General features: G+C 68.7%; 18 protein-coding genes. 12 read left to right on the plus strand and 6 right to left on the minus strand.

The genetic code is table 11. The features are described 5' to 3' along the window. Nucleotides 1-121: 121 nt before the first annotated feature. Together MSZK_RS28715 and MSZK_RS28720 are read left to right on the plus strand one after the other, a co-directional pair. Nucleotides 122-1624: a gamma-aminobutyraldehyde dehydrogenase gene (locus MSZK_RS28715; protein ID WP_099252057.1), complete on the plus strand. Its 1503-nt coding sequence runs from the start codon at nt 122-124 to the stop codon at nt 1622-1624. Beyond that, on the plus strand, nt 1624-3177 hold the full coding sequence (locus MSZK_RS28720; protein ID WP_233211571.1) for a gamma-glutamyltransferase family protein: 1554 nt from the start codon (nt 1624-1626) through the stop codon (nt 3175-3177). The genes MSZK_RS28715 and MSZK_RS28720 overlap by 1 nt, the downstream gene beginning before the upstream one ends. On the opposite strand, the gene MSZK_RS28725 is transcribed toward MSZK_RS28720, so the two are convergent. Both MSZK_RS28725 and MSZK_RS28730 read right to left on the minus strand, forming a co-directional pair. After that, nucleotides 3178-4920, minus strand: a complete 1743-nt coding sequence (locus tag MSZK_RS28725) for an APC family permease (RefSeq protein WP_099251926.1) — start codon at nt 4918-4920, stop codon at nt 3178-3180. Between the two features lie 124 nt (nt 4921-5044). Next, the gene (locus MSZK_RS28730) at nt 5045-5641 is read right to left on the minus strand and encodes a carboxymuconolactone decarboxylase family protein (RefSeq protein WP_099251927.1); all 597 of its coding nucleotides are present in this window, start codon (nt 5639-5641) and stop codon (nt 5045-5047) included. A 93-nt stretch (nt 5642-5734) separates the two neighbouring features. Between MSZK_RS28730 and MSZK_RS28735 the strand changes: the two genes are divergently transcribed. The 7 genes from MSZK_RS28735 to fadD1 are packed head-to-tail and all read left to right on the plus strand — an operon-like array spanning nt 5735 to nt 12132. Beyond that, a complete protein-coding gene (locus MSZK_RS28735) occupies nt 5735-6913 on the plus strand; it encodes an acyl-CoA dehydrogenase family protein (protein ID WP_099251928.1) in 1179 nt (392 codons plus the stop codon). Between the two features lies 1 nt (nt 6914). Then, nucleotides 6915-8021: an acyl-CoA dehydrogenase family protein gene (locus tag MSZK_RS28740; RefSeq protein ID WP_099251929.1), complete on the plus strand. Its 1107-nt coding sequence runs from the start codon at nt 6915-6917 to the stop codon at nt 8019-8021. Beyond that, nucleotides 8018-8515, plus strand: a complete 498-nt coding sequence (locus tag MSZK_RS28745; protein WP_099251930.1) for a MaoC family dehydratase N-terminal domain-containing protein — start codon at nt 8018-8020, stop codon at nt 8513-8515. Before MSZK_RS28740 ends, MSZK_RS28745 begins: the two co-directional genes overlap by 4 nt. Then, nucleotides 8512-8949, plus strand: a complete 438-nt coding sequence (locus MSZK_RS28750; protein ID WP_099251931.1) for a MaoC family dehydratase — start codon at nt 8512-8514, stop codon at nt 8947-8949. Before MSZK_RS28745 ends, MSZK_RS28750 begins: the two co-directional genes overlap by 4 nt. Continuing rightward, nucleotides 8949-10148 (plus strand): thiolase family protein, encoded by a 1200-nt coding sequence (locus MSZK_RS28755; RefSeq protein WP_099251932.1) that lies wholly within the window; start codon nt 8949-8951, stop codon nt 10146-10148. The genes MSZK_RS28750 and MSZK_RS28755 overlap by 1 nt, the downstream gene beginning before the upstream one ends. Further along, entirely contained in the window at nt 10148-10561 is a 414-nt protein-coding gene (locus MSZK_RS28760) for a Zn-ribbon domain-containing OB-fold protein (protein WP_099251933.1), read from the plus strand. Before MSZK_RS28755 ends, MSZK_RS28760 begins: the two co-directional genes overlap by 1 nt. Continuing rightward, entirely contained in the window at nt 10558-12132 is a 1575-nt protein-coding gene (fadD1, locus tag MSZK_RS28765) for a fatty-acid--CoA ligase FadD1 (protein ID WP_099251934.1), read from the plus strand. Before MSZK_RS28760 ends, fadD1 begins: the two co-directional genes overlap by 4 nt. Nucleotides 12133-12238: 106 nt before the next feature. Here the strand turns inward: fadD1 and MSZK_RS28770 are convergent, their stop codons facing one another. The 4 genes from MSZK_RS28770 to sdhC are packed head-to-tail and all read right to left on the minus strand — an operon-like array spanning nt 12239 to nt 15705. Continuing rightward, on the minus strand, nt 12239-13048 hold the full coding sequence (locus tag MSZK_RS28770; protein ID WP_099251935.1) for a succinate dehydrogenase iron-sulfur subunit: 810 nt from the start codon (nt 13046-13048) through the stop codon (nt 12239-12241). A 1-nt stretch (nt 13049) separates the two neighbouring features. Further along, nucleotides 13050-14804, minus strand: a complete 1755-nt coding sequence (gene sdhA / locus MSZK_RS28775) for a succinate dehydrogenase flavoprotein subunit (protein WP_099251936.1) — start codon at nt 14802-14804, stop codon at nt 13050-13052. A gap of 20 nt (nt 14805-14824) precedes the next feature. Further along, nucleotides 14825-15265 (minus strand): succinate dehydrogenase hydrophobic membrane anchor subunit, encoded by a 441-nt coding sequence (locus MSZK_RS28780; RefSeq protein ID WP_199203536.1) that lies wholly within the window; start codon nt 15263-15265, stop codon nt 14825-14827. A gap of 17 nt (nt 15266-15282) precedes the next feature. Then, a complete protein-coding gene (gene sdhC / locus MSZK_RS28785; RefSeq protein ID WP_099252058.1) occupies nt 15283-15705 on the minus strand; it encodes a succinate dehydrogenase, cytochrome b556 subunit in 423 nt (140 codons plus the stop codon). A gap of 179 nt (nt 15706-15884) precedes the next feature. Between sdhC and MSZK_RS28790 the strand changes: the two genes are divergently transcribed. The 3 genes from MSZK_RS28790 to MSZK_RS28800 are packed head-to-tail and all read left to right on the plus strand — an operon-like array spanning nt 15885 to nt 18681. Continuing rightward, on the plus strand, nt 15885-16298 hold the full coding sequence (locus MSZK_RS28790; protein ID WP_099251938.1) for a cytidine deaminase: 414 nt from the start codon (nt 15885-15887) through the stop codon (nt 16296-16298). Beyond that, nucleotides 16295-17593 (plus strand): thymidine phosphorylase, encoded by a 1299-nt coding sequence (locus tag MSZK_RS28795; protein ID WP_099251939.1) that lies wholly within the window; start codon nt 16295-16297, stop codon nt 17591-17593. Before MSZK_RS28790 ends, MSZK_RS28795 begins: the two co-directional genes overlap by 4 nt. Further along, a complete protein-coding gene (locus tag MSZK_RS28800) occupies nt 17593-18681 on the plus strand; it encodes an adenosine deaminase (RefSeq protein ID WP_099251940.1) in 1089 nt (362 codons plus the stop codon). Before MSZK_RS28795 ends, MSZK_RS28800 begins: the two co-directional genes overlap by 1 nt. The last annotated feature ends 118 nt before the right edge of the window (nt 18682-18799 follow it).

Here is an 18799-nt window from a genome sequence, read left to right on the forward strand (position 1 = left end):
CCCATGATTGTGCACGGAATCAGTTGTTTTAGGCAACAAGATCGATGAAATTGGTCGTCTTTACCTAGCCATACTGCGGTAATGCGTAGCAGCGACCGGGCCGGTCGGTTACCGTGAGGTGGTGACCGCACTCGCCTCTGACAAGACTCGAACTGTGCCTAGTAGCTGGATCGATGGTGCCCCGGTGGTGACCGGTGGAACCCTGCACCAGGTGGTCAACCCGGCCGACGGCAGCGCCGTGGCCGAGCTCGCGCTGGCCACACCTGCCGACGTCGACGTGGCCGTCGCCTCGGCGCGCGCCGCATTGCGCGGGTGGTCGCGGGCCACCCCCGCCGAGCGGTCCTCGGTCCTGGCCAGGTTGGCGGAGTTGGTCGAGGCGCACGCGGCCGAGATCGTGGCCGAAGAGGTGTCCCAGACGGGTAAGCCGGTGCGGCTGGCCGAAGAGTTCGACGTGCCGGGCAGCATCGACAACATCGCGTTCTTCGCCGGCGCGGCTCGCCACCTGGAAGGCAAGGCCTCCGGGGAGTACAGCGGTGATCACACGTCGTCGATCCGGCGCGAGGCGGTCGGTGTGGTCGCGACGATCACGCCGTGGAACTACCCGCTGCAGATGGCGGTGTGGAAGGTGCTGCCCGCGTTGGCCGCGGGCTGTTCGGTGGTGATCAAGCCGGCCGAGCTCACCCCGCTGACCACGTTGACCCTGGCCCGGCTGGCCACCGAGGCGGGTCTGCCCGACGGCGTGCTCAACGTCGTCACCGGCGCCGGTGCCGATGTCGGTACGGCGCTGGCCGGCCATCGTGATGTCGACGTGGTGACATTCACCGGGTCCACCGCGGTGGGCCGGCGGGTGATGGCCGCCGCCGCGGTGCACGGCCATCGCACCCAGCTGGAGCTGGGTGGTAAGGCCCCCTTCGTGGTGTTCGACGACGCCGACCTGGACGCCGCGATCCACGGGGCGGTGGCCGGGTCGCTGATCAACTCCGGGCAGGACTGCACCGCCGCGACCCGCGCGATCGTCGCCCGCGATCTCTACGACGACTTCGTCGCCGGAGTGGCGGAGTTGATGGGCAAGCTGGTCGTCGGCGATCCGCAGGACCCCGACACCGACCTGGGGCCGCTGATCTCGGCCGTGCACCGGGACAAGGTCGCCGCGATGGTGTCCCGCGCTCCCGGCGAGGGCGGGCGGGTCGTCACCGGCGGTGCGATCCCGGACCGGCCGGGCTCGTTCTATCTGCCCACGCTGATCGCCGACGTCACCGAGAACAGCGAGGTGTACCGCGACGAGATCTTCGGGCCGGTGCTGACCGTGCGCACCCACGACGGCGACGACGACGCACTGCGTCAGGCCAACGACACCGACTACGGGCTGGCCGCCTCGGCGTGGACCCGCGACGTCTACCGTGCCCAGCGGGCCTCCCGGGAGATCGACGCCGGCTGCGTGTGGATCAACGACCACATCCCGATCATCTCGGAGATGCCGCATGGCGGCGTCGGCGCGTCGGGGTTCGGCAAGGACATGAGCGATTACTCCTTCGAGGAGTACCTCACCATCAAACACGTGATGAGCGACATCACAGGCGTCGCCGAAAAGGAATGGCACCGCACGATTTTCAAGCTGCGGTAGTGGGCCGCCCCGCAACGGTCGCGGCGCTGGCCACCCCGCATGTGCTGGCGACCGAAGCCGGCACCCGCGTGCTGCGCGACGGCGGGACCGCCATCGACGCCGCGATCGCCGCGGCCGCGGTGCTCACCGTCGTCTATCCGCACAATGTCGCCCTCGGCGGCGATCTCTTCGCGTTGATCCGCACCCCGGACCACGCCGTGCGTTGTGTCAACGCCTCCGGCTGGGCCGGCGCCGCCGTGGACGCCGACGATCTGCGTGCCCGTTACGGCGACCAGCTGCCGGCGCGCGGCGCGGCACCGGTCACCGTCCCCGGCGGAGTCAGGGGATGGGAAGTGATGCGCGGCTTCGGTTCCCGGATCTCGTGGCATGCGACGCTGCAGGACGCCGAAGCGCTCGCCCGCGACGGCGTCGCGGTGGCGCCATCGCTGGCGCACCACCTCACCGATCCGGAGAACGACGATCTGATCGGCGGCGCCGATTTTGACCGGGTGTTCCGGCCGCGCTCGCTGCCCTTGGCCGTCGGCCAGACGCTGCGCCAGCCGGCCCTGGCCGACACATTCGCGACGCTGCGGGCCGACGGCCCCGACGCGTTCTACGAGGGCGAGCCGGCCGAGCGGATGCTGGCTCACCTGCGTTCGCACGGTTCACCGTTGCACGCCGACGATTTCGCCGAGTTCCACCCCGAGGTCTGCGAACCGCTGCGCGCCGACTTCGGTGACCTCAGGTTGCTGACCAGCCCGCCCAACAGCCAGGGCTTCGTGCTGGCCTACGCGCTCGGCGCGCTGCGGGAGCGGGCGATCGGTGACCCGACCGGCACCGGCTTGGGTCAGTTGATGGAGATCTTCCACCGCGGTAACGCGATTCGCGACGCCCGGCTCGCCGACCCGCGCGCGGCCACCGTGGACGTCGCGGCCATGGTGACCGACACGCCAGTGCCCGGACCCCCGCCGCAGCGCCCGCCGCGCGGCGACACGGTGGGTATCTCGGCCGCCGACGGCGAGGGCTACGCGGTGTCGCTGATCCAGAGCGTCTACTACGCCTTCGGCTCCGGGTTGATCGACCCGTCCACCGGCGTGCTCTTCCAGAACCGCGGGTGCGGTTTCTCGTTGAATGCGCACTCGCCGAACGTGATCGCGCCGCGCAAGCGGCCGGCGCACACCCTGATGCCGGCAATGACGGTGCGCGACGGCCGGGTTCGCCATGTGCTGTCCACGATGGGCGGGCAGGGTCAGCCGCAGATCCTGGCCCAGATCCTGCTGCGGGCGCTCGAGGGTGCGGGGGCGATCGACGCGGTCGCCGGGCCGCGCGCGATCGTCGGCAACCAGATCGGTGGCGGCGCCGACGCCGTCACCGTCGAGGCCGACCTGCCGGAGGCCGCCCGCGCCTCGATCCGGCGCGCCGGTTTCAGCCCGGTCGAGGTGCCGCCGCACACCGAGGCGCTTGGGCAGGCCAACGTGGTGTTCGTCGACCCCGGCGGGGTGATGACCGCGGCGTCGGACCCCCGCGCGGACGGCGCCGCGGTGGTGGCGCACTACCCGCGCCCGGTGGGCTGATCAGCTCTGCGGGCCCTTGGTGAACTCCTCACCCGTCTCGGGGTTGAGTGCGGTCTCACCCGGGGGCAGGTTCGACAGGTCGGGGGCGATCACCGTCGGCATGTCGCCGGAATCGGGCAGCCCGAACGTCGGCTCGACCGCGGTCGCCGGCGTCAGAACCAGGTCCGCACTGGACCGGCGGGACAGGGTCCGGCCCTGGAAGAAGTCCGGCGAGGCCAGCCACCAGACGATCATCACGACCACGCCGAGAACCAGGGCGCCGACACCGACCACTGCCACCGCGCCGTAGCCGAAGATCGTGACGTTGTTGCCGTCGTCGTCGGTGAGCCAGTCCGGCTTCGCGTACTGCACCAGGCCGTAGGCGAACACCACCAGCAGGGCCAGCCCGCCCAGCAGAGGCACCACGCCGCGCATCATGAAATCGCGCGCACTCTTGGTGAGGTCCTTGCGGTAGAACCACACGCACGCGAAGCCGGTCAGGCCGTAATAGAACGCGATCATCAGGCCCACTGAACCGATCAACGCGGTCAGCAGGTTGCTGCTCACCAAGGTGAACAGCACGTAGAACAGGATGGACACCGCGCCCATCATGAGGGTCGACACCGACGGGGTCAGGTAGGTCCGGTGGATCTTGGCGAACGAGGCGGGAAGCGCCTTGTAGACACCCATCGACAGCGTCGTGCGGGCCGTGGGCAGCACGGTGGTCTGCGTCGACGCCGACGCCGAGGTCAGAATCGAGGCGGCGAGCAGCAACAGGCCGACCTTGCCGATGAAGCTGTCCCCGAACAGGTCCGGGCCGATCGCGGCGAACACGTCGGCGGAGTTCTCGTCGTTGCCCAGCCCGATCCCCTCGGTGCCGGTACCGGCGAACGCGATGGCCGACACCGAGACCAGTGCGTACGTGGCCAGCAACAGGAACGTGGAGATGACCGCTGCGCGGCCCGGGGTGGTACCCGGGTCGTCGGATTCCTCGTTGCAGGCCACCGCGGTGTCCCAGCCCCAGTAGATGAAGAGCGCGGTGAGCAGCGCTGGTGCGATCACGGTGCCGAAGTCCAGCCCGGCCGGCCAGAACCACGAGATGGACGGCATCAGCGAGTAGCTCTCGGCCTGGTGGGTGTAGACCTTGAACAGCGCGACCACTGAGAATGCCACCAGCACGACGAGTTCGATGCCCAGCAGTCCGTACTGGATGCGTGCCGAGACCTCGATGCCGCGATAGCAGATGTAGGTCATCACGATGATCCAGATGACGCCGGCGACCGTCGACCAGAGTGTGCTGCTGGCCAGGTCGGCGACCGACGTCCAGCCCAGGCCGCCGACGAAGGTGAACGAGTAGGAGCCGGCAACCTGGGCGAGATTGGCCATCACGATGACGTCGGCGGCGATGATGCCCCAGCCGCCCATCCAGCCGACCAGGGGGCCGAATGCCCGCGAGGCCCAGGTGAAGGTGGTCCCGCAGTCCGGCTCGGCCTTGTTCAGCTCCTGGTAGGCGACCGCGATCATCCACATCGGGATGAAGGCCAGCAGCACGATGGCCGGTGCCTTGACCCCGGCCAGCAGTGCACCGCCGCTGGCGACGATCAGGCCCAGGCTGGCCGCCAGCGAGTAGGCCGGCGCGGTCGAGGCCATCCCGACGACGACACTCGACAGCAGCCCGAGCGCACCGCCCTTGAGTCCTTTACTCTCGACCGTCGCGGACGGGCCGGCGCCGCCGGGCTCCAACGTGAGCTCGCCTTTACTCATGGCATCTCCTGCTTAAACGCCTGAATTTGAACGAGCTGAGATTACGGTTTCAGTGGTGAATACGCGCAACTTCGACGGATTTGTTTTCTGTGCGGTTACAAACGGACGAAATCAGTAGGATTGGCTAACCTGAGCCACGGCCCTCCCCGGCCCAGGGCACCCGGCAGGTGTCCCCGGAACCGAAACCCTGCTCGGTGATGCCCAGCGCGGCGTTCATCCGGGCCCGCATGTTTTCCACACCGATCTGATAGGTCAACTCGACCACGCCGGCGGCACCGAACCGGCGCCTCAGGTCGGTGATCTGTTCGGCCGTCACCGTGTGCGGGTCGGTCGTCATCGCATCGGCGTAGGCGATCGCGGCCCGCTCGTCGTCGCTGTAGAGCGGCGAGGTCGCGTAGTCGTCGATGTGCGCGAGCCGGTCGAGGTCGAGGCCCTCCAGTCGCATCAGCATCTCCCCGAAGTCGACGCACCAGGAACAGCCGACGGTGCGAGCGGTCCAGAACACCGCCAGTTCGCGGACACTGGCCGGCAGTGTCGTAGAGGCCTTCTGCAGCAGGCCCTCGTGGACGGCGTTGGCCACCAGCAGACGGGTGTGATGAGCGTAGACGGCGAACGGTTCGGGCACCTCACCGAAGCGTCGCTTGGCCCACCGGTACATCAGCCGGGTCAGCCGTGAGGCCTTGTCCGGGGTGAGCGCTTCCAGGCGTGTTGTTGTGGTCATGTACTCAAGATGCGCGCGGGGTGGCAAATGTGACACCCCGAAGGGCATCAATATTGGGTTGACGGACTAACTACTCGGCTAGGGTGCTGACTTGTGGATTTCGACCTCGACGCCGATCAGCGGGCCTGGCTGGCCGAGGTGCGGGAATTCCTGCGGCAGAACGTTACTGACGCCCTGCGCGCCGAGATCGCCGAACACAACCTGGAGCACCCCGGTGGCGAGGTGGCGGCGTTCCGCGCCAAGCTCGGCGCCAAGGGCTGGTTCGGGCTGAATTGGCCCGCCGAGTACGGCGGCCTGGGGCTGGGGCCCGTGCACCTGCATCTGCTGATGACCGAGTTCGAGTACTGGGGTGCGCCCGGGCCCGATCTGACCGTCACCTCGATCGCGCCGATGATCATGCGGCACGGCACCGAGCAGAACAAGCGCGAGTTCCTTCCCCTCATCGCCCGTGGCGAGATGACCTGTGCGCTGGGCTATTCCGAGCCCGACGCGGGAACCGATCTGGCCTCGCTGCGAACCAAGGCGGTACGCGACGGGGACGAGTGGGTGATCAACGGGTCCAAGATCTGGAACAGCGGCGCCCAGCGCTCGACGCACGAATGGCTCTGCGTCCGGACCGACCCGCAGGCCCAGCGCCACCGCGGCATCTCGGTGATCGTCGTCCCGGTCGACAGTCCCGGGGTGCGGATCCGCCCGCTGATCGCCTGGTCCGGCTATCGCACCAACGAGGTCTTCTTCGACGATGTCCGGGTGCCGGTGACCAACCTGATCGGCGAGGAGAACCGAGGCTGGTCATATATCACCGGCGCCCTCGACCTGGAACGGGGTGCGCTGACCAATGCCGGGGACCTGCGCCGCGCGCTCGACGAGCTGCAGGTGCTGGCGCGGATGCCGCGTCGCGACGGCACCGTCCCGATCGACAATGCCGGCTTCCGCCGCCGGCTGGCCCAGGCCGAGGCCGACGTCGAGGTGGCCGGCCTGATGGGTTACGAGGCATCCTCGATGCTGTCCGACGGGGTGATCCCGACCGTGGAGGTGAGCATCGAGAAGGTGTTCAGCAGCGAATTGCGGCAGCGCATCGCCGATCTGGGTATCGATCTGCTGGGGGCCGAAGGTCTGCTGGTGCATCGCAACCCGGAAGCGCCGGCCGGCGGCCGCTTCGAGAAGCTCTATCGCTTCGCCCCGCTGATGCGCTTCGGCGGCGGCACCAACGAAGTTCTCCGAGACGTCATCGCCCAGCGGGGCAACGGCATGCCGTCGTACGGGCGGTGAGATGAAACTCGTTGTCGGACAAGATGAACGCGATCTGGCGGCCAGCCTGCGCGGGCTGCTGGCGGCCGGCCGTCCCGACCTGTGGCGCGAACTCGCCGCCGCCGGGGTGATGGGGCTGGGCCTGCCCGAGAGTGTCGGCGGGTCGGGCGGGACATTGAGCGACCTCGGTATCTTCGCCCGCGAAGCCGGCCGCGCGCTGTGCCCGCCGCGGGTGCACAGCACCGCGATCGCGGCGCACGCGCTTTTCCTGCTCGGTGACGAGACCACGCACAGCCGCTGGCTGCCCGACCTCACCGCGGGCCGGATCGCCGCAACCACGGCGCTGTGGAATCCCAACGACGCCTCCGACGTCACCGCGACCATGCGGGCCGACCAAGCCAAGGACGGCAGCTGGCGGCTCACCGGCACCGCCGATTTCGTCACCGACGCCGACACCGCCGACCTGATCGTCGTCACCGGATTCGACAAGACCGGCAAGACCGTGGGCTTCGTGGTCCGGCTGAGCAACCCCGGAGTGACGCTGCGGCCGCTGGCCCTGATGGGTGGCCACCACGCCGCCGTGGTGCGCTTCGACGACGTGCCGGTCGACGAGGTGCTCGCCGGCGGGGACTCGCCGGGCCGCGACGAGCTCCGGCGGGTGGCCAACGCCGCGGTGGCACTGGCATCGCTCGACCTGGTCGGCGTCGGCGAGGCGGTGCTCGAACGAACCGTGCGCTACACCACCCTGCGCCACCAGTTCGGCCGTCCGATCGCCTCGTTCCAAGCCGCCCAGCACGTGGTGGCCGACATGCACATCGCGGTGTCGGCGGCCCGGCTGGCCGCCCAATCCGCGGTGCACGCGCTCGGCCAGGGCCGCGCCGCGGTCCGCGAAACCGCGATCGCCAGAATTCAATCCGCCACCGCGGCCAAATGGGCCACGCTGGACGCCCACCAGCTGCACGGCGGAATGGGCTACGTGATGGAGACCGACCTCTACCTGTGGTCGGAACGCGCCAGGGTGCTCTCCACGCTCGGCGGTGGCGCCGACATCGCCGCCGGGTGGCTGGACGACGACGACGTCAGTCGCGCGGCGGTCGCCGATCGGTTGCGGCGCAAGGACGGCCAATGACCTCTGGCCTGATCGACGCGCACACGGCGGCCCGGGTGGGCACCGTCGCCGCCACCGCCACCGGCGAGGTGATCCGCCGGGACTGGCAACGCTGGGCGGCGGCCGTCGGTGACGACAACCCGCTGTGGTTCGACCCCGACCACGCCCGCGCCAACGGGTACCGCGATGTCATCTGCCCGCCGCTTTACCTGCAGTACGCCATCCTCGGGGTCACCCCGCGAAGCGAGCTGCGCCCCGACGGCTCGTCGGGTGCCGTCTCGGGTGGGCTGGCCTTTCCGAAGGCACCCCGCCGAATGGCCGGCGGCGAGAGCACCACGTTTCACCTGCCCGCCTACCATCGCGACGAGATCGAGATGACCCGGACCATCGAATCGATCGTCGAAAAGGACGGCCGCTCAGGGCGCTTCGTTCTGGTCACCTGGCACACCGTCTACCGCAACCAGCACGGCGACCTGGTGGCCGAAGCCGACACCTCGATGATCGCGCGGCCATGACCCAGCTGCACTACGACGACGTCAGCCTGGGCGACGAGCTGCCCGAGCTGACCGTCACGGTGGACGAGACGCAGATGTTCTTCTTCAGCGCGGCCACCTACAACGGCCATCGGATCCACTACGACAAGGACTGGGCCCGCGACCGGGAGGGTTACGACGACATCCTGGTCCAGGGGCCGCTGCAGGCCGCGCTGCTGGCCCGGGCCGTCACCGACTGGATCGGCGGACGCGGCAGGTTGGTGACCTACTCGGTGCAGAACCGCGGGACGGCGTTTCCCGGCCAGCCGCTGACGTTCGGCGGCGTCGTCACCGCCACGCGCGTGGAGGCCGGCCGGGGTCTGGTCGACCTGGACATCGCAGGCCGACGCGGTGACGACATTCTGATGCCCGGCACCGCCACCGTCGAACTGCCTCGCAGGCAGGGGAATTCCTGATGCGGCTGGCCGGTGAGGCGGCGATCGTCGGAATCGCCGAGCTGCCCGCCGAGCGAAAACCGCTGCGCCCCGAGCTGTTCACCCTCGACCAGTACGCCGCGTTGGCCAAGTTGGTGCTCGATGACGCCGGGCTGGATGCGGCAGTGGTCAACGGGCTGATCTCGCACGGGCTGGCCGAATCGGACATGTTCGTGCCGGCCACCTTGAGTGAATACCTGGGCCTGCCCATCGATTTCGGCGAGCGGGTCGATCTGGGCGGGGCCACCTCGGCGGCGATGGTGTGGCGGGCCGCGGTCGCGGTCGAGCTCGGGCTGTGCGACGCGGTGCTGGCCGTGCTGCCCGGCTCGCGCGCGCTGCCGCGCTCGCAGCGCCGGCCGCAGGCCACCCCCAGCTGGTATGGCGCATCGAGCAACAACTACGGCTCACCGCAGGCCGAGTACGAGATCCCGTACGGAAACGTCGGGCAGAACGCTCCGTTCGCCCAGATCGCCCAGCGCTACGGCGCCCAGTACGGGTATGACCCGTCGGCGTTGGCCAAGATCGCGGTGGACCAGCGCACCAATGCCTGCGCACACCCGGGCGCGGTGTTCGGCGGCACCCCGCTGACCGAGGCCGACGTGCTCGCCAGCCCGATGATCGCCGACCCGATCCACATGCTCGAAACCGTCATGCCCGTTCACGGCGGCACCGGGGTTCTGATCGCCAATGCCGACGTGGCGCGGCGGGCTCGCCACCGGCCGGTGTGGATCAAGGGGTTCGGGGAACACATCTCGTTCAAGACCGTGACCTACGCGCAGGACCCGATGGTCACCCCGATCGCCCGCGCGGCGCGGCGGGCATTTGCGATGGCGGGGTGCGGCCCGGCCGACGTTGACATCGCCTCGATCTACGACTGCTACACCATCACCGTGCTGATGACCCTGGAAGACGCCGGCTTCTGCCCGAAAGGTCAGGGCATGGGGTGGATCAGGGACCGCGACCTCACCTTCCGTGGCGACTTCCCGCTCAACACCGCGGGCGGACAGTTGTCCTACGGCCAGGCCGGGATGTCGGGCGGCATGCACCATGTGGTCGACGCCGCCCGCCAGCTGATGGGGCGTGCGGCGGCCGCACAGGTCCGCGACGCCGACACCGCATTCGTGGCCGGCACCGGGGGCATCATGAGCGAACAGGTCGCGCTGGTGCTGGGAGGCGACTGATGACCGAGCCGATGCCGGTACCCGAACCGACGCCGGTGTCCCAGCCGTTCTGGGACGCGCTGGCCCAGCACCGGATCCTGGTGCAGTACTCCCCGTCGGCCGGTCGCTACGTGTTCTATCCGCGCACGCTGGCTCCAGGCACTCTCGCCGACGACCTCGAGTGGCGCGAAATCGACGGTGCCGCAAAGCTGTACACCTATACCGTGGCGCGGCGACCGACCGGGCCGCCGTGGGCCGAGGCGGTGCCCCAGCTGCCCGCGGTGGTGCAGTGGGATGTCGGCCCCCGGTTCTCCACCGAGCTGGTGGACGTCGACCCGGCCGACGTCCGCATCGGGATGCGGGTGTCACCGGTGTTCTGTGATCTGCCCGGCACCGGGATCACGCTGCTGCGCTACCGTCCGGCCGACGCATGATCGACACCGTCCAGAAATTACTGCGTACCCGGATGGCCGACGAGACCGTCGCGGTGATCTCGCCGGAGCGCACCTGGACCTGGCGTGAGTATCTGGGCGAGGCGGCCGCCGAAGCCGCCGCGCTGTTGGCGGTCATGGACACCGCCCGACCGCTGCATGCCGGTGCGCTGCTGACCAATTCGCCGGCCTACGTGCGGTCGATGGCCGCCGCCGCGCTCGGCGGCTATGTGCTGTGCGGGATCAACACCACCCGGCGCGGCGACGGGCTGCTTTCCGATATCCGTCGCTCGGACTGCCAGCTGTTGCTCGTCGACCCCGACCACGCCGCGCTGCTCGACGGGCTGGATTTGTCCGGGATCACCGTGCTGGAGGTGACCGGACCGGACTATGCGCGCGCGGTCGCCGAGGCCGGGCCGCTGCTGGCCCGTGAGGTCGACGGCACCGACCCGTTCATGATGATCTTCACCTCCGGCACCAGCGGCACCCCCAAGGCCGTGCCGTTCGTGCACACGATGAGCGTGATGTGCGGCCTGAGCCTGGTCGCCCAGATGGAGATCACCGCCGACGACGTGTGCTACCTGTCGATGCCGCTGTTCCACTCCAACGGGGTGGCCGTGGGCTTTTCGGTCGCGGTGACCGCGGGGGCGGCGATGGTGCCGGTGAAGTTCTCGGTGTCGCGCCTGCTGTCGGACATCCGCCGCTACGGCGTCACGTTCATGAACTACGTCGGCAAGCCGCTGGCGCTGGTGCTGGCCACCCCCGAACAGCCCGACGACGCCGACAACCCGCTGCGGGTGATGTACGGCAACGAGGCCACCGAGCGCGACATCGCGGAATTCTCGCGGCGATTCGGCTGCCGGATCATCGACGGCTTCGGCTCCAGCGAGTTCGCCGTCGTCGTGGTCCGCGAGGACGGCACCCCGCCGGGATCGATTGGCAAGGGCTGGGGCGGTGTGGCGATCTACGATCCCGACACCGTCACCGAATGTGCCACAGCGGTTTTCGATGGCAACGGCGCCCTGCTCAATGCCGACGAGGCGGTAGGGGAGTTGGTCAACACCACCGGCTCCGGGCCGTTCGGTGGCTACTACAACGACCCCGCGGCCACCGCGCAGCGACTGCGCCACGGCATGTACTGGACCGGCGACCTCGCTTACCGCGACGCCGACGGTTGGATCTATCTGGCCGGCCGGACCTCGGACTGGATGCGGGTGGACGGGGAGAACATGGCGGCCGCCCCGATCGAGCGGATCCTGCAGCGACTGCCGCAACTCAACCAGGTGGCCGTCTATGCGGTGCCCGACGAGCGGGTGGGTGATCAGGTGATGGCGGCAGTCGTTCTGCGCCAAGGTCATTCACTGACGTGTGAGCAGTTCGAGGAGTTCCTGGCCGCCCAGGCCGATCTGTCGCCGAAGGCCTGGCCGCGCTATGTCCGCATCAACGACGACCTACCGCAGACCGCCACCAACAAGATCCTCAAGCGGGAACTGAGCGCGGCCGGGGTGAGCGCCGGAGACGGCGTGCTCTGGGAGCGCGAGCCGCGTATGACTCGCTACGACGTGATCGGATAGGCCGTACGACGCGGCCACGGTCCACCGACCGTGGGGGTTGTCGTCGACGAATCGACCCTCGGGCGACGAGAACCCACACTCTCGGCACCCCAAGCGGGCCGCCGGGTCAGCGCGCGAACATCAACGCGCGCTTGACCTCCTGGATGGCCTTGGTGACCTCGATGCCGCGCGGGCAGGCGTCGGTGCAGTTGAACGTGGTGCGGCAGCGCCACACCCCGTCGACGTCGTTGAGGATGTCCAGGCGCTCGGCAGCACCTTCGTCGCGGCTGTCGAAGATGAACCGGTGGGCGTTGACGATCGCGGCCGGCCCGAAGTACGAACCCTCGCTCCAGTACACCGGGCAGCTGGTGGTGCAGCAGGCGCACAGGATGCACTTGGTGGTGTCGTCGTAGCGGGCCCGGTCGGTCGGGCTCTGGATACGTTCCCGGGTGGGCGCATTGCCCGAGGTGATCAGGTACGGCTTGACCGCGCGGTAGGCGTCGAAGAACGGCTCCATGTTGACCACCAGATCCTTCTCCACGGCCAGACCCTTGATCGGCTCGATGGTGATGGTCAGGGGCTTGTCTTTAGGAGCGGAGCCTGCGGAGCGACCACGGGCCGGAGCGGGCAGCAGGTCGCGCATCAGCACCTTGCACGCCAGCCGGTTGACGCCGTTGATCCGCATCGCGTCCGACCCGCACACCCCGTGCGCACAGGAGCGGCGGAAGGTCAGCGTGCCGTCCAGGTAGCTCTTGACGTAGATGAGCAGGTTCAGCAGCCGGTCGCTGGGCAGGCAGGGCACCCGGAAGCTCTGGTAGCCGGCGCTGTCGGGATCTTCGGGGTTGAACCGGGCGATCTTGAGCGTCACCATCACCGCCCCGTCCGGGATCGGCGGCAGCTCGGGTTCGCGGGTGTCGACCTCGGGCGCAATCGTCATCTCAGTACTTCCGCTCCATCGGCTCGTAGCGGGTCTGCACCACCGGCTTGTAGTCCAGCCGGATGTCGCTGAGAAGGTCGGAACCTTCCTTGTAGGCCATCGTGTGGCGCATGTAGTTGGTGTCGTCGCGGTTGGGGTAGTCCTCGCGGGCATGGCCGCCGCGGGACTCCTTGCGGTTCAACGCGCCGACCACCGTCACCTCGGCGAGCTCCAGCAGGAAGCCCAGCTCGATAGCCTCCAGCAGGTCGCTGTTGTAACGCTTGCCCTTGTCGTGCACCGAGATCCGGGCGTAGCGCTCCTTGAGAGCGTGGATGTCGGTGAGTGCCTGCTTGAGCGTCTCCTCGGTGCGGAACACCGCGGCGTTGTTGTCCATCGACTGCTGCAACGCGCTGCGAATGTCGGCGACCCGTTCGTTGCCGTGCTCGCTCAAGATGTCGCCAACCCAGTTCACCACCATGGCGGCCGGCTCGTCGGGCAGGTCGACGAAATCGTGGCCCAGCGCGTAATTCGCGGCGGAGATGCCGGCGCGCCGGCCGAACACGTTGATGTCCAGCAGCGAGTTGGTACCCAGCCGGTTGGCCCCGTGCACCGACACGCAGGCGCATTCGCCGGCGGCGTACAGACCCGGCACCGTGGTGGTGTTGTCGCGCAGCACCTGTCCGGTGATCGTGGTCGGGATCCCGCCCATCACGTAGTGGCAGGTCGGGTAGACCGGCACCAGCTCCTTGACCGGGTCCACCCCCAGATAGGTGCGGGCGAACTCGGTGATGTCGGGCAGCTTCGCCTCGAGCACGTCCTCGCCGAGATGGCGCACGTCGATGTAGACGTAGTCCTTGTGCGGGCCCGCACCACGGCCCTCGAGCACCTCGAGCACCATCGAGCGCGCGACGATGTCGCGGGGGGCGAGGTCGACGATGGTCGGGGCGTAGCGCTCCATGAATCGCTCGCCCTCGCCGTTGAGCAGACGACCGCCCTCGCCGCGCACGGCCTCCGAGATGAGAATGCCCAACCCGGCCAGACCGGTCGGATGGAACTGGTGAAACTCCATGTCCTCCAGGGGAAGACCCTTGCGGAAGACGATGCCCAGACCATCGCCGGTCAGCGTGTGGGCGTTGGAGGTGGTCTTGTACATCCGGCCCGAGCCGCCGGTGGCGAACACCACGGCCTTGGCGTGGAAGATGTGGATGTCCCCGGTCGCCAGCTCGTAGGCGATCACACCGGTGGCCACCGGGCCGCTGGGGGTCTGTGTCAGGCACAGATCCAGGGCGTAGAACTCGTTGAAGAACTCGACGTCGTGCTTGACGCAGTTCTGATACAGCGTCTGCAGGATCATGTGCCCGGTGCGGTCGGCGGCATAACAGGCCCGGCGCACCGGGGCCTTGCCGTGGTCGCGGGTGTGCCCGCCGAATCGGCGCTGATCGATGCGGCCCTCGGGGGTGCGGTTGAACGGCATCCCCATCTTCTCGAGGTCGAGCACCGCGTCGATGGCTTCCTTGCACATCACCTCGACCGCGTCCTGGTCGGCGAGATAGTCGCCGCCCTTGACGGTGTCGAAGGTGTGCCACTCCCAGTTGTCCTCTTCGACATTGGCCAGGGCGGCGCACATCCCGCCCTGGGCGGCACCGGTGTGCGACCGGGTCGGGTAGAGCTTGGTCAGCACCGCGGTGCGCACCCGCGGGCCGGCCTCGACGGCGGCGCGCATGCCGGCTCCGCCTGCGCCGACGATGACCACGTCGTAGCGGTGTTCGGTAATCATTTTCGCCTCGGAAACGTCGTCTAGGAGATGTTCGGATCGAAAGTCAGCAGCACGTAGGTGCCCACCACCAGCACGATGAGCATCGACACCACCAGCAGCGAGTTCAGCCAGAACTTCGTCGAGTCCTTACGGGCGTAGTCGCCGATGATCGTGCGGATCCCGTTGCCGCCGTGCAGTTGCGCCAGCCACAGCAGCAGCAGGTCCCAGGTCTGCCAGAACGGCGAGGCCCAGCGCTGCGCGACGTAGTTGAAGTCGATGCGGTAGACGCCGCCGTCCCACATCAGCCCGATGAACAGATGCCCCAGCGCCAGGAAGATCAGCACGACTCCGGAGAACCGCATGAACAGCCAGGCGTACTTCTCGAAGTTCGGCATGCCAGCGCGCCGCCGCGGGGTGCGCGGGTTGTCCAGCCCGGCCGGGCGGTCGTGGCTGCGCTCCAGGATCGGCGCCGGCGGGCCCAGCCGGCTCTCGGGGGCGGTCACAGGAAACGCTCCGCCATGTGCATGCCGATGATCACCAGCGAGGGCACCATCACCAGCAGCCAGACCGCCGCCACCGCCCAGAGCATCTGGCGTTGATAGCGGGGGCCCTTCCACCAGAAGTCGATGAGGATGATCCGCACGCCGTTGAGCGCGTGATAGAGCAACGCCGCCACCAGGCCGATCTCCATCAGGCCGACGATCGGCGTCTTGTAGGTCTCGACGACCGAGTTGTAAGCCTGCGGGCTCACCCTGACCAGGGCGGTGTCGAGGACATGGACGAACAGAAAGAAGAAGATCGTCGCGCCGGTGATGCGATGCAGCACCCACGACCACATTCCAGGGTCGCCGCGATAGAGCGTGCGCCGTCGTCGAGTCGACTTGTCGCGCGGGGCCGGCACGACCGGTGCCGCTGTACTCATCAGCGCCTCCAACACCATCGTTGCATTTGGGTGGACTCTAACTCCGTTTGTACGTCCGAAAGAACTACCGTGCATGCAGAGGAGGCGCCTCGGCGGCCGATGTGGTCGGCCGGGCGCTGACGGGCAACTCCGGCGAGGTGGTTGGTGAATGCATTCAGTAGTGGTGTGGTGAGCAACGCATGACCACGGAAACGCAATGGGAAACGCTGCGCGACAAGGCGATTGAGGTGTCGCGGCATGCCTACGCGCCGTATTCGCGATTCCCGGTCGGGGCTGCGGGACTGGTGGACGACGGGCGGCTGGTCACCGGCTGCAATGTGGAGAATGTCTCATATGGCCTAGGTCTCTGTGCCGAGTGCGCGGTGGTCTGCGCGCTGATCTCCGGTGGCGGCGGGCGGCTGGTCGCAGTGGCGGTGGTGGACGCCACCGGGGCGACGCTGATGCCCTGCGGGCGTTGTCGGCAGCTGCTCCTCGAACACGGCGGTCCCGACCTTCTGATCGACCACCCGGCCGGTCCCCGTCGGCTCGCCGAATTGCTGCCAGACGCATTCGGGCCCGACGACCTGGCCCGGGTGGAACGGGAAAAGCCGTGACGCAGTTCACATTCGACGCTCCGACCGTCATCCGGACCAAGCGTGACGGGGGCCGGCTGGCCGACGACGCGATCGATTGGGTGATCGACGCCTACACCCACGGCCGGGTAGCCGACGAGCAGATGTCGGCGCTGCTGATGGCGATCTTCCTGCGCGGCATGGATCGCGGCGAGATATCGCGGTGGACCACGGCGATGATCGCCTCCGGCGAGCACCTGGACTTCAGCGATCTTCGTCGCGACGGTCGCCGGCTGCCGACGGTGGACAAACACTCCACCGGCGGCGTGGGCGACAAGATCACCATCCCGCTGGTGCCGGTCGTCGCAGCGTGCGCAGCGGCGGTGCCGCAGGCCGCGGGCCGCGGCCTCGGGCACACCGGCGGCACCCTCGACAAGCTGGAGTCCATCCCCGGCTTCACCGCCGAGATCACCAAAACCCAAGTGCGCCAGCAGCTGTCAGAGATCGGTGCGGCCATCTTCGCCGCCGGTGAACTGGCGCCGGCGGACCGCAAGATCTATGCGCTGCGCGATGTCACCGCCACGGTCGAGTCGTTGCCGTTGATCGCCAGCTCGGTGATGAGCAAGAAGCTGGCCGAGGGGGCCGGCTCGTTGGTGCTCGACGTGAAGGTCGGTCGCGGTGCGTTCCTCAAGACCGAGCCCGAGTCGCGGGAGCTGGCGGCGACCATGGTGGAACTCGGCCGAGCCCACGGCGTGCCGACCAGAGCGGTGCTCACCGACATGGACGTGCCGCTCGGGCGCACGATCGGCAACGCCCTGGAGGTGGCCGAATCGCTCGAGGTGCTGGCCGGCGGCGGGCCCGCCGATGTCGTGGAGCTGACTGTCCGGTTGGCGGCCGAGATGCTGGACCTGGCCGGGATCGACGGGTGCGACCCGGCGCAGACCCTGCGCGACGGCACCGCGATGGACCGGTTCCGCGCCCTGGTCAGCGCTCAGGGCGGGGATGTTCATGCACCGCTTCCGATTGGTACCCATTCCGAGACCGTGCCGGCACCGCGAGGCGGCACAATGGGAGACATCGACGCGATGGCAATGGGGCTGACGGTGTGGCGGCTCGGCGCGGGCCGGGCCAGCCCGGGGGAGCGCGTGCAAGCCGGCGCCGGCGTCCGCATCCACCGCCGCCCGGGTGAGCCGGTGTCGGCCGGGGAGCCGCTGTTCACCCTGTACACCGACACCCCGGCGCGGATGCCCGCCGCCATGGCCGAGTTGGACGGGGCCTGGTCGGTCGTCGACGGCCCGGTGCAGCACCGACCCCTGATCATCGACCGGATCGCCTGATGACCACGCCGCTGACGCTGGAGATGATCGGCCGGGCGCCCAAGGCTTTGTTGCACGACCACCTCGACGGCGGTCTGCGGCCGGCCACCGTGCTCGAGATCGCCGACCAGATCGGCTACGACGGCCTGCCCGCCACCGACGAGGCCGCACTGGCCGCGTGGTTCCGCACGGCCGCGCACAGCGGGTCGCTGGTGCGCTACCTCGAGCCGTTTGCCCACACCGTTGCGGTCATGCAGACCCCCGAGTCGCTGCACCGGGTGGCCCTCGAATGCGTCGAGGACCTCGCCGCCGACAACGTGGTGTACGCCGAGGTGCGGTTCGCCCCCGAACTGCACATCGACGGCGGGCTGTCGCTCGACGCCGTGGTGGACGCCGTGCTGGCCGGATTCGCCGACGGCGAGAAGGCCGCGGCGGCCGCCGGGCACCCGATCGTGGTGCGCTGTCTGGTCACCGCCATGCGCCACGCCGCGCGCTCCCGGGAGATCGCGGCCCTGGCGGTCCGGTTCCGGGACAAGGGCGTCGTCGGCTTCGACATCGCCGGCGCCGAGGCCGGCTACCCGCCGACCCGTCACCTCGACGCGTTCGAATACATGCGCAGCAACAATGCCCGTTTCACGATCCACGCCGGTGAGGCCTTCGGCCTGCCGTCGATTCACGAGGCGCTGGCGTTCTGCGGTGCCGACCGGCTGGGCCACGGGGTGCGCATCGTCGACGACATCGAGGTGGCTGCCGACGGGACGGCTCGGCTGGGCCCGCTGGCCGCGATCCTGCGCGACAAACGGATCCCGTTGGAGATGTGCCCGAGCTCCAACGTGCAGACCGGCGCGGTGGCCAGCATCGCCGGCCACCCCTTCGATCTACTGGCCCGGTTGCGGTTCCGGGTCACGGTGAACACCGACAACCGCCTGATGAGCGACACCACCATGAGCCAGGAGATGGCGCGCCTGGTCGAGGCGTTCGGCTACGGCTGGAGCGACCTCGAGCGGTTCACCATCAATGCGATGAAGTCCGCGTTCATCCACTTCGACGAACGGCTGGCCATCATCGACGAGGTGATCAAGCCGCGCTACGCCGTGCTGATCGGCTGAGTTGTTTGCTCCGCACCCGGCCGCGCGCCGCCGAAGCGCGCGCAACGCCCTCGATCGGCGTACGATCCGGTTTGCGGGTTCCCGCCCGCCACGAATTGCCTCGCCACCTCGTGATACA

Origin of the sequence: Mycobacterium sp. shizuoka-1 (assembly GCF_002723835.1) — a bacterium.
GTDB lineage: Bacteria > Actinomycetota > Actinomycetes > Mycobacteriales > Mycobacteriaceae > Mycobacterium.

What these genes read in the sequence shown, in the direction of transcription:
- MSZK_RS28790 (WP_099251938.1), top strand. Translation starts at nt 15,885, where the DNA reads ATGACCACGGAAACGCAATGGGAAACGCTGCGCGACAAGGCGATTGAG.
- MSZK_RS28800 (WP_099251940.1), top strand. Translation starts at nt 17,593, where the DNA reads ATGACCACGCCGCTGACGCTGGAGATGATCGGCCGGGCGCCCAAGGCT.
- MSZK_RS28770 (WP_099251935.1), bottom strand. Translation starts at nt 13,048, where the DNA reads ATGACGATTGCGCCCGAGGTCGACACCCGCGAACCCGAGCTGCCGCCG.
- fadD1 (WP_099251934.1), top strand. Translation starts at nt 10,558, where the DNA reads ATGATCGACACCGTCCAGAAATTACTGCGTACCCGGATGGCCGACGAG.
- MSZK_RS28750 (WP_099251931.1), top strand. Translation starts at nt 8,512, where the DNA reads ATGACCCAGCTGCACTACGACGACGTCAGCCTGGGCGACGAGCTGCCC.
- MSZK_RS28760 (WP_099251933.1), top strand. Translation starts at nt 10,148, where the DNA reads ATGACCGAGCCGATGCCGGTACCCGAACCGACGCCGGTGTCCCAGCCG.
- MSZK_RS28725 (WP_099251926.1), bottom strand. Translation starts at nt 4,920, where the DNA reads ATGAGTAAAGGCGAGCTCACGTTGGAGCCCGGCGGCGCCGGCCCGTCC.
- MSZK_RS28740 (WP_099251929.1), top strand. Translation starts at nt 6,915, where the DNA reads ATGAAACTCGTTGTCGGACAAGATGAACGCGATCTGGCGGCCAGCCTG.
- sdhA (WP_099251936.1), bottom strand. Translation starts at nt 14,804, where the DNA reads ATGATTACCGAACACCGCTACGACGTGGTCATCGTCGGCGCAGGCGGA.
- MSZK_RS28755 (WP_099251932.1), top strand. Translation starts at nt 8,949, where the DNA reads ATGCGGCTGGCCGGTGAGGCGGCGATCGTCGGAATCGCCGAGCTGCCC.
- sdhC (WP_099252058.1), bottom strand. Translation starts at nt 15,705, where the DNA reads ATGAGTACAGCGGCACCGGTCGTGCCGGCCCCGCGCGACAAGTCGACT.
- MSZK_RS28745 (WP_099251930.1), top strand. Translation starts at nt 8,018, where the DNA reads ATGACCTCTGGCCTGATCGACGCGCACACGGCGGCCCGGGTGGGCACC.
- MSZK_RS28730 (WP_099251927.1), bottom strand. Translation starts at nt 5,641, where the DNA reads ATGACCACAACAACACGCCTGGAAGCGCTCACCCCGGACAAGGCCTCA.